The 11,771-nt window shown below is 38.2% G+C and carries 13 protein-coding genes; all 13 read right to left on the bottom strand.

Annotated features, from left to right (window positions below; translation table 11 throughout):
- Positions 1 to 8 precede the first annotated feature (8 nt).
- A complete protein-coding gene (locus KEM10_RS17915) occupies positions 9 to 416 on the bottom strand; it encodes a (2Fe-2S) ferredoxin domain-containing protein (protein ID WP_212217525.1) in 408 nt (135 codons plus the stop codon).
- A gap of 77 nt (positions 417 to 493) precedes the next feature.
- Positions 494 to 1,036, bottom strand: coding sequence for a sensor histidine kinase (locus KEM10_RS17910; protein WP_212217522.1), 543 nt, complete (start codon positions 1,034 to 1,036; stop codon positions 494 to 496).
- A complete protein-coding gene (locus KEM10_RS17905; RefSeq protein WP_212217519.1) occupies positions 1,033 to 1,776 on the bottom strand; it encodes a PHP domain-containing protein in 744 nt (247 codons plus the stop codon). Before KEM10_RS17905 ends, KEM10_RS17910 begins: the two co-directional genes overlap by 4 nt.
- Before the next feature lies 1 nt (position 1,777).
- On the bottom strand, positions 1,778 to 2,113 hold the full coding sequence (locus KEM10_RS17900; RefSeq protein ID WP_212217517.1) for a DRTGG domain-containing protein: 336 nt from the start codon (positions 2,111 to 2,113) through the stop codon (positions 1,778 to 1,780).
- Positions 2,100 to 3,482 (bottom strand): [Fe-Fe] hydrogenase large subunit C-terminal domain-containing protein, encoded by a 1,383-nt coding sequence (locus KEM10_RS17895; protein ID WP_212217514.1) that lies wholly within the window; start codon positions 3,480 to 3,482, stop codon positions 2,100 to 2,102. Before KEM10_RS17895 ends, KEM10_RS17900 begins: the two co-directional genes overlap by 14 nt.
- A gap of 9 nt (positions 3,483 to 3,491) precedes the next feature.
- Positions 3,492 to 3,908 carry an ATP-binding protein gene (locus KEM10_RS17890; RefSeq protein WP_212217511.1) on the bottom strand — a complete coding sequence of 139 codons (417 nt, stop codon included), beginning with the start codon at positions 3,906 to 3,908 and terminating at the stop codon, positions 3,492 to 3,494.
- Between the two features lie 6 nt (positions 3,909 to 3,914).
- Entirely contained in the window at positions 3,915 to 4,259 is a 345-nt protein-coding gene (locus KEM10_RS17885; RefSeq protein WP_212217509.1) for a hypothetical protein, read from the bottom strand.
- Between the two features lie 252 nt (positions 4,260 to 4,511).
- The gene (locus KEM10_RS17880; RefSeq protein WP_212217507.1) at positions 4,512 to 5,702 is read right to left on the bottom strand and encodes a SpoIIE family protein phosphatase; all 1,191 of its coding nucleotides are present in this window, start codon (positions 5,700 to 5,702) and stop codon (positions 4,512 to 4,514) included.
- Positions 5,686 to 7,545: a [Fe-Fe] hydrogenase large subunit C-terminal domain-containing protein gene (locus KEM10_RS17875; RefSeq protein ID WP_212217504.1), complete on the bottom strand. Its 1,860-nt coding sequence runs from the start codon at positions 7,543 to 7,545 to the stop codon at positions 5,686 to 5,688. Before KEM10_RS17875 ends, KEM10_RS17880 begins: the two co-directional genes overlap by 17 nt.
- A 12-nt stretch (positions 7,546 to 7,557) precedes the next feature.
- On the bottom strand, positions 7,558 to 7,818 hold the full coding sequence (locus KEM10_RS17870) for a (2Fe-2S) ferredoxin domain-containing protein (protein ID WP_212217501.1): 261 nt from the start codon (positions 7,816 to 7,818) through the stop codon (positions 7,558 to 7,560).
- A 219-nt stretch (positions 7,819 to 8,037) separates the two neighbouring features.
- Complete coding sequence (locus KEM10_RS17865) at positions 8,038 to 9,828, bottom strand: NADH-dependent [FeFe] hydrogenase, group A6 (RefSeq protein ID WP_212217499.1); 1,791 nt, start codon at positions 9,826 to 9,828, stop codon at positions 8,038 to 8,040.
- 17 nt (positions 9,829 to 9,845) lie between these two features.
- Positions 9,846 to 11,027, bottom strand: coding sequence for an NADH-ubiquinone oxidoreductase-F iron-sulfur binding region domain-containing protein (locus tag KEM10_RS17860; protein ID WP_212217497.1), 1,182 nt, complete (start codon positions 11,025 to 11,027; stop codon positions 9,846 to 9,848).
- Between the two features lie 19 nt (positions 11,028 to 11,046).
- The gene (gene nuoE / locus KEM10_RS17855) at positions 11,047 to 11,526 is read right to left on the bottom strand and encodes an NADH-quinone oxidoreductase subunit NuoE (protein ID WP_212217494.1); all 480 of its coding nucleotides are present in this window, start codon (positions 11,524 to 11,526) and stop codon (positions 11,047 to 11,049) included.
- Positions 11,527 to 11,771 lie beyond the last annotated feature (245 nt).

The following is an 11,771-nucleotide window of genomic DNA, read 5'->3' as shown; positions in this document are numbered from 1 at the left end:
TATTAATCCTAGTCTTTCTTTTTTTCGTTAACTGTCTCGTAATTTACGGGTATGATACCGTCCACCAGTTCACCTCTGATTATGTATCTTGAGATTATTTCACTGGCTTTTTTGGTATCAACATAACCAAAAACAACCGGACTGGAGTTAGGCAATGTTACTTCAATAGTAGGCTCGGCATAGCAATAGCCCATGCATCCGGTTTGGGTAACCACTGCTTCAATAGCCTGTTGATCCAATTGGTCAATCAGATGGTTCATCACTTCTTTGGCTCCTGATGCAATTCCACAGGTGGCCATCGACACTTTTACCTGAACAAGTTGATCAGGATGATCGCCTTTTTCTCTTAGCTGGACTTTGTTTGCCATCTCCTCCTTCATTTTTCGAAGATCGGCAAGGGATTTCACTTTAGTCATAGCAACTGGATATTATTATTACACATTTTTGTTTAGCTGACATGTATTTAAATAGCTCATTAGCTACAGAATACACTTTATAAGTTTACTTTTATCTCTTTTAAATTTTCATCAATCATTTCTTTTAAAAAACTTGTTACCTGTGGCATCCTGATATCCATACCATCCAACGCCTCTTTTACTTCTCTGCTATCGAGAGAAAATTCACTATCACTTTTAATATATTTAAATACCATATCCACATCCGGATTGCCTGTTATGATCATAGCCACTGTAGAAGGTAAATCTCCCATGGGCGGACGATCGATATGATTTAATCCCATCACAACCTTTACTTCTGTTCCTTTGCCCAGCTCTGAAAAGATAACTAAAGAACCTCCGGTCATTTCGGCATTTTGCTTGAATAAGGGTAATCCAAGCCCAACTTTCCGAGTTGTTCGTGAGGTAAAAAAAGGATCTGTAACCTTTTTAACCGTTTCTTCATCCATTCCGGTTCCATCATCCTCAAAAGTAAAAATGAGCCAATCCTCTTTCTCTTCAATGGTTAGCTGAACCAATTTGGCTTGCGCTCTAACTGAGTTCTGAACAATATCAGTGATATGCATTGATAAATCTCTCATACCAACTCTATTACTTTTCTATTATTCTTCTGATGAAGAGCCATTCTCACTTCCTGAAAAGAACCTTCTTCCAGTTCAAAAACAGTGTAATGTTCACCAATCGCATTCGGGAAATGTGCATCAGATGAACGAAGAATAGTTAGCTCTTTTAGTTCAGGATGCAAATCAATCATCTTATCCACTTCAGCTCTATAAGTCATACCTACGGCATCAGGTTTTAAATCAAATGGCATAAATCCCAATTGACTATAAAGACTGAAACGTCCCCTATCAACATGAGCCGGTATAAATAATCCATCAAGGCTTCTTACTTTCGCTTCTACCTCATCAATGCTCTGATCGATGGCACTAATCAACAAGCGCTTTTCTTCACCCAAAATATTTTCATCCTCGTCCACCCATACCTGATGGCCAAACATCTCAGTATCATTAGGAATATTCGGCAGAAATTGATCTAAATAATGTTGAAAGGTTTCAAGTTTTTCAAAATTTTCAAAGAACGTTAGGCAATGCACCTCTTCTTTTGTAGTAACTTCTGCTCCACAAAGCACTGCCAGACCATTTTTATTGGCTAACCTCACCACTTCTGTACATTGTAATGTAGAGTTATGATCTGTTATACCAATGATATCAATGCCTTTACTCAAAGCACTTTCCACAATCACCTTTGGACTCATCTCCAGACTTCCACAAGGAGACAAAACCGTATGAATATGCAGATCGGCTTTGAACAGTTTCATATTACTCGTGTAATATCTGATATAGCTGTCCTGATAACTCGAACGTTTCAAGATCAGAACTTAACAGCGGAATGCCTTCATCGTTACTTTGACTGATGGTACTCTCTTCAGCCTCCAAACCCTTTACAATAATTACGGCTGCTACCTCTTTCAACGATGCCACAGCCATTACATTTCGGTGTGTTTGTAAAGTAATCCATACCTGACCTTCATCGGCATTCCCCATCACATCACTTAACAAGTCTGAAGTATAGCCTCCTGTGACCTCGTTATTTAAGCCTTCCTCTCCGGCGATTACTTTTAAATTCAATTTTTTGATTATATCAGATACCTTCATTTTTTGCTCCTTTTTTATAACAATCCTTATCCAGTCGGTCTTTGCCCCATGTCTTTTCGATAATACGGATCGAATGCTGTGGATCGAGCTTCTTACTTTTTTCCATCATGCGTTGCATAAACACACAGTTTGATAGGTTGGCATCTTTTAGCACAATATCGCGTGCCAAGCCCTCGCAACTAGGCGAACCACAAGCTCCACAGTCAATACCCGGCAAAAAGCACATGATACGACGAACACGCTCCATTTTTTTAATAGCGGTAGCCATATCATTATCCAGCCCCATCATCGATCGCGGCTTAATGGAATTAATAGTCAACTTTTCTTTGATAAATTGCTGATGATCAAAACTTATTTCATTGGGCACAAGCTGCAATTCTTCCAAATGTTCTGCACGCTTTTTCATCCGTTCCACCGTAAGAAATCGGTTTTCACTAAGCAAAACTCCTCCAGCACAACTCTGATCGCAAGCTCGTAATTCCAAAAAATCAACATTGATTATTTCATCGTTCTCTACTTTATTAAGAAACTTGATAACATTATGAATTTCGTCGATAGCCAGACATCTCCCTTTCATATTGGTCGATTCTCCTTCCGTCAAGCTCCATTTTAATGCTTTGGGGCTAATAAATTCAAGGTTATAGTTATCATTATCCTTAATGTCTTTATTTCGGTTATTTAAAATATGGAATACTTTATTGTAAAGAAAATCCATATTAATTACACCATCAACCGATGAATTATCCTGACCTTCAGGTGACTTTACCGTTGCAATTTTAGATGCGCATGGTGTTACATAAAATATTCCAATCTCATCCGGATTTTTTCCTTCATCAATTAGTCTTTTACGATAATAGGTAGCCGTGCTATCAATGGGTGGCGATATGGGAAGAATATTGTTCACCAATCCGGGAAATCTTATTTGTATCAACCGAACGATAGATGGACAAAAAGTCGTAATCAAAGGTTTTTCTACTTCTGAATCATAGGCTTCCAACATAGCCTGATTAATGACATCAACGGTTGCCTCGGCCGGAATGATATGTGTAAAACCTAAACCATGCAACACTTCTATTATTTCTTCAACGTTTATCTGTTTTGAAAACTGCCCAATAAAAACTGAAGGTAATATAGCTACCCTAAATTTATAATTGAAGATATCATCAAAGTCATCCTGCTCTACATAGATAGCATCTACCGGGCACGCCTTCATACATTCGCCACAATCAATGCACCAATCCTTTCGAATAGTAGCCACACCATCCCTTATGCGGATTGCATCTGTTGGACATTCATTCATACAATGAACGCATCCAAAGCACTTGTCTTTATCGACTTTTAAAGCATGATAAAACTGTTGTTCGCTCATACCATTGTTTTATTTCTGCAAATAAGTGGTTAATTCCACCACTGTACCTTTGCCTACTGTACTTGAAATATTTAAAGAGTCAGCGTTTCGTTTCATATTAGGAAGTCCCATTCCGGCACCAAATCCCATTTCTCTCACCATAGCTGATGCTGTTGAATAACCAACCTGCATCGCTAAATCAATATCAGGTATTCCGGGACCTTCATCTTTTATTTCAATAATAATTCGTTCGGTGTCAATATCTACCCTGATATTACCTTTATAAGCATGGGCCACTACATTAACTTCACCTTCGTACAAGGCTACTACCACGCGTTTTATTACCTTGGGATCCACATTCAGCTGCTTCAGCACCTTTTTAACATTACTTGCTGCATAACCTGCCTTTGCGAAATTCCCGCCTTCCACTTCGTAGTTAAAATCCATACCTTATCAGTACACTGGATTTAATCCAGCCTGGAACAATTTTCCTATTGCATTAAACATCGAATACTTACACTCTACCAGAACCATATCATTTTCTTTGGCAACCTCAATCATTTGCTCAGTCACATGCTTATCGCGCACAAAAACAATGCAGTTCACATCAGCCATTTCTGCAGTTCTGATTACTTGCATATTGGCTAAACCGGTAATCAAAACCAGCTGCTCTGAATCGAGGGTTAAAACATCGCTCATCAGATCACTGGCAAAACCACAACATATCTCTTTGTCAATGTCGCTTTCGCCACAGACTATTTTGGCGTCTATAATTTCTGCTATCTCTTTTATTTTCATTCTTGATTACCTGTTAAATTACATTCAGAAATAACCAAATTGATTAAAGAAAAAATTCCTGATTCTTTAACAAATGAAGACTAATAATATGAAAAAAAAAAGGGAAGATCTTGATTTTATGTAATACATATCAAATCTAAATTAACATTTATTAATACATTATTACAACAGCCTTAATCGCTTATAAAATATATGCATAGACAGCTCAATAATATTGATTTAATACAATTATGCATCTATGATTTATATCAACTACATATACTCAACATCCACTTCTTTAAGGAATTTTTCTTCCAATAAACGAACAATGCGTTTAACCACCGTTCTGCGAATTTCCAGTTCCACCGGCAAATTCGGATCCTGATGCGCAACATTTATCCTTGTTCCATTAATAATATGAATTTTATCGCTCTCGAACAGCATTTTAATGATCTGATCAGCCGGACCTTTCCCCAATCTCGAATCCATATTGTATTTTTCAAGTAAACGAGCTACTTTACCCAAAGTAAGAATACCTTCGGTAACCAGATTTATTTCCTGCATAAATGAGATGGGTGGTAAATCCGGATCGTCAGATTCCAGACCAGCATCAAATTTTAAGGCCAGCTCTCTGGAGATAACTTCGGCTGTAGTACCTCCGGCAATTATCTTCTTACCTTTAAAATGTTGAACCTTTAATGCAAAATCAAAATCCTTACTATCTTCAAATGGAGGTCCGGTAACCAATAATAACTTGCGCGGCTCCCGAAAATAAATTACTCCACATGAAGAATCATCCTTTGGCTTGTCTCCATCATGCATTAAAGCAATATTTAGAACCTTTTGAGCCAATTTCCCTGATGATGCGAAGGGAGTGTATCGCACTAAACTCTTTACATAATCGCACATACCTTCTTCACCCCAGCCAAACGGAAAAGCTTTAGTACCCATGCCTGATTGCATAATGCCATCTGACCAAAAGAAAATACGGTCTTCACGACGGGCAATAAACTTACAGGTTCTAATTTTCTTTCCTTTGTTTTGCTCACTTTCCAATTCTATAAAATGCCATTTTGGATCGTATAAATCTGCTCCTCTGGTAATAGTACAAGTTGGATTATCGTATTCTACAATGGTTGTTGTGCCATCATCTTCAATGTCAATAATGGTGAATGTGCTGTAGCTTACTTTGCGTACACTACAAACCGGTAGCGTATTCATAATAATTTCTGCCGTCTTTCGAACTTCACGATGCTCAACCGTAAAATTTAAAGCCATAGATGCTGTTAAAGTTGCCAATACATTGGCTTTTACACCACTACCCATTCCATCGGAAAGCACAGCAATAGTTCTTCCCTCCTCCTTAATTCTTTTAGAGAGAAAAACATCGCCACAGATTAACTCACCTATGTGGTTATTTTGGCGACATTCAATATCAATGTAGAATTTATTTTCCTGATTCATTGGCCTCTCCCAGCTGCTGAGCTTCTATAATACTATTGAGTGTTTTTTCGGTTTTGGAAGCACTTTCACCCAATAAAAAGGCTATTTGCTGAACCGTTTGCAGATTTTCCTTAATCACATCGCGGGCACGTTTTATCACCTCTTCTTTTCTCACTTCAGGAGTTACCAAATCGCGGATAATACCTCCGACAACCTCATTTTTTTTGATGGTAAATACTGAAACATTTAATATAGAATTACCATAGGTGACATCTCTGTCTAAAACATCCTGCCCCGATTGGAGAACGGTGGTAAACACTTTATGAAAATCAATCAACTTGGTTAATTCTGCTCCTTTCAGTCCGGGTATCAATTCTGCAATATCTCTGGCATCATCCCCCAACATTTCGATAAAACGCCGATTGGCTTCCACTACTTTTAAATTAGTATCAACCATTACCACTCCTGCCCTTAACTTATTAAGCATGGCAGTTGTTGTTTCTGCAGCCTCGCGCGCAGCTTTCTCTTCATTTCGCGCTTTCTCTTCGCTCTTCATTAGCGCATCCTGCGATTGCTTGTATTTTTCTTTTGAAGCATTTAGTTTATTCACATAACTACGAAGTGAATTGATTGAATATGTATAACACTGCTCATAATTAGTTAAGCCCTGCAGATGAGCAACAGCAAATTCGCGGCAAGTAGGGTAACCACAAGCTCCACACCCCAACTGATCTTCCCGCTTGCCTTTCCCCATCTCCACTAAAACCTTATCAATCTCTTCTTCTTTTGGTTGCAACAAACGCAAATCAACCTGTTTAAATGACCTTGTCAAATCCAGTGACTTAAACTCTTCAATATCTAATCGCCATTGATACACATCAATTGCTTTCATTCTTTTATCAACATAATCAATTACCTGCGACCTACGGGTAAATTTCTTTCCACCCGGCGACATTCCCGGCCCCATAATACACCCTTTACAATAAAACAGATCAAGGTGCTGATTCATTTCTTTTTCTTCCTTGAATTCCTTGATGGATTGTAAAAAATTGGTTCTACCCTCGGTTATAAGAATATTACCTTCCAATAAGCCTTGATTGATGTCAACTGCCTGAAATAAACCATGTGAAATGGGAAATAACCCACCTTTTCGTCCTAGTGGTGGATCAAATTCACTATATTCAACTGTATTCTCTGTGATTCGCTCTTTTTTGAATAATTTTCTCAACTCAAGAAAGGTCAAAACAACATCAATTGCTCCGTCAGTGCCGTGAAAACGCCTTGTGTCATCTTTAGCTGCCGTGCAAGCACTGATATAGATAATCTTTGTATCCTGTCCGTATCTTTTATGCACCAGTTTACTCATAGCAATATATGGCGGTACAATTGTTGCGAGATTCTCAACTAAATCAGGCTCATGTCTTTCGATATATTTTACTGTTGCCGGACATTTACTGGAAATAAAGTGCTTGCCCTGAAAGTTATCAACTAAATCCTTGTAACGATAGGCCACCAAATCAACAGCAAAGGACATATCTGTTACCAGATCGAAGCCTAAGGCCCTTATCATTGCCACAAATTTTCTGTAATCAGATACATCATTGAATTCGCCCGAAATAGCAGGATCGCAAATAGCAGCAACTTTTTGTTTCGACCTCAATAACTCCAGTGCAATTGTTTGTTCATCGCGATAACTAATAGCCTCTTGCGCACACATTGCAACACAATGGCCACAACCTATACAACGATCTGGCAAAATTTGTGCATGTCGGTTTGCAATTTTAATAGCTTTTGACGGACAAACTCTAACACAAGTATAACTCAGGTTACATTTATCTTTATCAGCAACAATCAATTGAGCCATGGAATGTATTTTCTACAAATTATCGTTAATATCAAAATAGCTGCGAAGGATTTCGTAAACATTATCAACACTAACCTTTGAATACAGAGTATTATCTATTTTCAATACAGGTCCTTCTGCACACCGCCCACCGCATAAATCGCCATGAAAAAACACTTGATCAACGAGATTATGTTCTTCCAGAAACTTTTTAATTACCTGAAGAACTTCTTTATTTCCTCTCGAAAAACAAGAACTTCCTAAACAAATAGTAATTTCACTTTTGCTATCCATGACTTAGCAATATTATTTAATCTCAAAATAGATAATTTTATCCTTAATTAATATGGTTCTCTCTTTTCAGTTGATAATTTATATCAAAACTAAATAGCTGAAAACCATTAAAGCTGGTTTAATTCATAAAAAAACCGGGAACTCGTCCCGGTTAAATTGCAATTGTAACCCTTAACAATTGCTTATTGAAACGACCAAGTTAATGAACCATAGTGCGATTTAGTATCTGTTTCTTTCGGTATAATGAGTATGCAACAGTTCGTGCGATTTTTCACCCAAAGGCTTTTTAAGGAATTCCTCATAAATTTGTAATACCTCAGGATTCTCGTGTGACTTACGAATTGGTTTCATACTATCCTCGCGATAAATAGCCTGACTTCGTTTTTCTCTGATAGCGGGCGAAGTTGGAATCGGTTGACCTCCACCACCCAAACATCCACCAGGACAAGCCATTATTTCGATAAAATGGTAATCTACCTTACCTTCCTTAACAGCCTCCATTACCTTTTTGGCATTGCTCAATCCATGAGCTACACAGGTTTTTAATTCAACACCATCAAGAAAACTCCATTCAGGTAAAGGATTTTCAATCTTAACAGCTGCTTCCTTAATTTCCTCCATTCCTCTGACAGGTGTAATATTTAAATCATCAAATGGAACTTCTCTGCCTGTAACTACTTCATAAGCCGTTCTTAAAGCAGCCTCCATCACTCCACCTGTTGCACCGAAGATTACAGCCGCTCCGGACGATTCTCCCATAAAGCTGTCATATTCATCCTCTGGCAGTGAAGCAAAGTCAATACCTGCCTGTTTAATCATCAAAGCTAATTCGCGTGTGGTTAGTACAAAATCCACATCTTTATATCCACTGCTCCGCATCTCGGGTCTATCGGCTTCATATTTTTTAGCAGTACACGGCATTACAGATACACTTACAATATCATCAGCTTCGACTTCAATCTTTTTAGCATAATAGGTTTTGGCCAGTGAGCCAAACATCTGCTGAGGTGATTTCGCAGTTGACACATTATCGAGATATTCGGGAAATGTATGCTCGATAAATTTAACCCAACCTGGCGAGCATGATGTTGTCATAGGTATCTTAACCGATTTGTCCCCATCTACCAATACTTTTTTGAGTCGTTGAAGTAATTCGTTTCCTTCTTCAATAATGGTAAGATCTGCTGTAAAATCAGTATCCAATACAGAATCAAAACCTAATCTGCGTAAGGCAGATACCATTTTACCGGTAACAATCTCACCGGCCGGCATCCCCAGGGCTTCACCCAAAGCAATACGAACAGCAGGTGCGGTTTGAACTACTACATGTTTCTTTTCATGATTGATAGCACTCCAAACTTGTTCCAGATAAGTCTTTTCTGTTAAAGCACCGGTAGGACATCGGTTAACACACTGTCCACAGTTAGTACAAACCACTTCATACATCGGCTTTTCATAAAAAGAGGATATTTTCATATCTTTTCCTTTGTAAGCCACCGTTAAAGCGCCTATATTTTGCAGTTGATCGCAGGTTCGAACACAGCGTTGACATCTGATGCATTTACTATCATCTTTTATAATTGACGGCGAAAAATTATCAATGGTCAGCACCTTCAATGGAACCAAATCAATAAACCCATTTTCACCAATGATATATTCAGATGCAAGCTCCTGCAATTCACACTTTCCGTTTTTGTAACAGCGGGTACAATCAGCACGATGTTCGCTCACCAACAACTCTATAATTTGCTTTCGAGCACTCCGAACCTTTAAACTATTGGTTTGTATTTCCATTCCTTCGGAAACAGGCATTGCACAGGATGGGAGTAAACGATCCGATCCTTTTTGCTCTACCATACAAACTCGACAATTACCAGCCACACATAAATCCTCGTGATGACATAAGGTAGGTATTCGAATATTTACTTTTCGGGCTGCTTCCAATATTGTTGTACCTTCTTCAACACTTACAGCTATATTATCGATACGTAAATTAACTTTATCTGACATGATATTCACTTTTAGGGTTAGTAGATCATTTCTTCTTTAAAATTCTCCACAATTGAAGAGAATGAATTGGCTACTGACTGACCTAATCCACATTTGGCAGTTATACGCATAGCTTCAGCCAACTCCATTAATTTATCGAGGTACGAAGAGGGTTGATCTCCCTTTTTAACAGCTTCAATACCTAACAACAATTGTTGCGTTCCAACCCTACAGGGAGTGCATTGGCCACAGGATTCTTCAACAAAAAAGTCGAGATAATTATGAAGTACGTTGTACATCGACCGGGAGGAGTTAAAGATCATCATAGATCCTCCGGTTGGCAAAGAAGTACCTCTTAATTTTCCCTGATAACCAATCACTGTCTTTTCAAATTTTTTTCGCGGCACACAAAAGCCCGAAGCTCCTCCAACCTGCACAGCTTTAGCATCGCCGTCGGCAAAATCATCAACAAACTTTTGTAACGACATACCAAATTCTAACTCATATATGCCCGGTATTGGAGTATCACCTGAAACAGAAAACACTTTAGATCCTCTGGAATCCTGTACTCCTAAATCCTTGAATTTATCGGCCCCATATTTAAATATTGAATATGTATGGGCCAGTGTTTCCACATTATTAATAACTGTAGGTTTACTTTTATATCCCTGTTGTGTAGGAAAAGGTGGTTTATTACGAGGTTCTCCCCTTTTACCTTCCATACTTTCGAACAAGGCGCTTTCCTCACCGCATATATAAGCTCCGCTACCAAGGAAAATTTCAACTCTAAAGTCTAATCCTATCTTATCTAATAACTGATGAAATTCGTTAATTACTTCTAACAATTGTGGTCGCAAAAACACATATTCACCTCTCAGATAAATATACCCCTGACGAGCTCCAATTAAACGGGCACATACAGCCATACCGGCTAAAACTTTATGTGGAACCCTTGATAAAATCTCACGATCTTTAAAAGTACCTGGTTCTCCTTCATCGGCATTACAAATTATATACTTAGAGTCGGTTTCTTCCTCTGAAGCCAACTTCCATTTTAATCCGGTCGGAAACCCTGCTCCTCCGCGTCCTTTAAGGCCGGAGCTAATAAGGTCATTAATTATTTCTTCGTTACTTTTACTGAAGGTTTTGGTTAGAATTTCTTCTATATCATGCTCATTTTTAAATATGAGATCTAAACGTTGCAACTGTTTCTTTGTCATAGCTGAAAGATTTTAATGGTTAATTAACTCGTAACTCCTTGTCACGATACATCATTATAATCTCTCTCACCTTATCAGGAGTAAGCTCAGTATACGGTGTGTCATTTATCAGCATTGCCGGTCCCTTATGGCATTGTCCCAGGCAATTGGTTTCAAGTAGGGTGAACTTGCCATCATGAGTTGTCTCCCCTAAATTGACTTTTAAAACCGCTTCCAGCTCTTTTATTATTTGGTTTTTACCATGCATCATACAGGTGATGGTTTTGCAAACACGAATAACATACTTGCCGAGTGGTTTGGTGTTTAAGAATGAATAAAAGGTTGCAGTTCCGTAAACATGAGCTGCCGAAATATTCAATTCCCTGGCTACTTCAATCATCGCATCTTCGGAGATGTGTTGCTCTTTGGTGACAATTCCTTGCAGAATCGGTAACAGACTTTCCTGGCTTCGTCCAAATTGATCAGCCAAGTCCTGTACCAGTTGTTTTACTTCGGTCATTGTTGAGGATTTAAAGGTGATCACTACTCTAATTTATTAGAGATATTTTTCAGTAATTTAATATTTTTTAACGATTTTACAGCATGATAAATATCATTTTTGGCCTATTTAAGTATTATAAAGACTTATTCTTAATAACTACTTTTCAATACATTAGTAACTATTAGGTATTTTATCGACCTGCTAAGGCTGTAAAACCTCTAATACAGCAATATTTCGCTTATGAGAACTTTTTTACGACCTTT

Source organism: Carboxylicivirga linearis, assembly GCF_018271995.1.
GTDB classification, from domain to species: Bacteria; Bacteroidota; Bacteroidia; order Bacteroidales; family Marinilabiliaceae; genus Carboxylicivirga; species Carboxylicivirga linearis.
The sequence above is the reverse complement of the archived record's forward strand: the minus strand, read 5'-3'. Positions and strand labels throughout refer to the sequence as shown.

Excerpts from the sequence above, each read along its gene's own strand:
- KEM10_RS17915 (WP_212217525.1), bottom strand. The coding sequence starts at position 416 with ATGACTAAAGTGAAATCCCTTGCCGATCTTCGAAAAATGAAGGAGGAG.
- KEM10_RS17910 (WP_212217522.1), bottom strand. The coding sequence starts at position 1,036 with ATGAGAGATTTATCAATGCATATCACTGATATTGTTCAGAACTCAGTT.
- KEM10_RS17905 (WP_212217519.1), bottom strand. The coding sequence starts at position 1,776 with ATGAAACTGTTCAAAGCCGATCTGCATATTCATACGGTTTTGTCTCCT.
- KEM10_RS17900 (WP_212217517.1), bottom strand. The coding sequence starts at position 2,113 with ATGAAGGTATCTGATATAATCAAAAAATTGAATTTAAAAGTAATCGCC.
- KEM10_RS17895 (WP_212217514.1), bottom strand. The coding sequence starts at position 3,482 with ATGAGCGAACAACAGTTTTATCATGCTTTAAAAGTCGATAAAGACAAG.
- KEM10_RS17890 (WP_212217511.1), bottom strand. The coding sequence starts at position 3,908 with ATGGATTTTAACTACGAAGTGGAAGGCGGGAATTTCGCAAAGGCAGGT.
- KEM10_RS17885 (WP_212217509.1), bottom strand. The coding sequence starts at position 4,259 with ATGAAAATAAAAGAGATAGCAGAAATTATAGACGCCAAAATAGTCTGT.
- KEM10_RS17880 (WP_212217507.1), bottom strand. The coding sequence starts at position 5,702 with ATGAATCAGGAAAATAAATTCTACATTGATATTGAATGTCGCCAAAAT.
- KEM10_RS17875 (WP_212217504.1), bottom strand. The coding sequence starts at position 7,545 with ATGGCTCAATTGATTGTTGCTGATAAAGATAAATGTAACCTGAGTTAT.
- KEM10_RS17870 (WP_212217501.1), bottom strand. The coding sequence starts at position 7,818 with ATGGATAGCAAAAGTGAAATTACTATTTGTTTAGGAAGTTCTTGTTTT.
- KEM10_RS17865 (WP_212217499.1), bottom strand. The coding sequence starts at position 9,828 with ATGTCAGATAAAGTTAATTTACGTATCGATAATATAGCTGTAAGTGTT.
- KEM10_RS17860 (WP_212217497.1), bottom strand. The coding sequence starts at position 11,027 with ATGACAAAGAAACAGTTGCAACGTTTAGATCTCATATTTAAAAATGAG.
- nuoE (WP_212217494.1), bottom strand. The coding sequence starts at position 11,526 with ATGACCGAAGTAAAACAACTGGTACAGGACTTGGCTGATCAATTTGGA.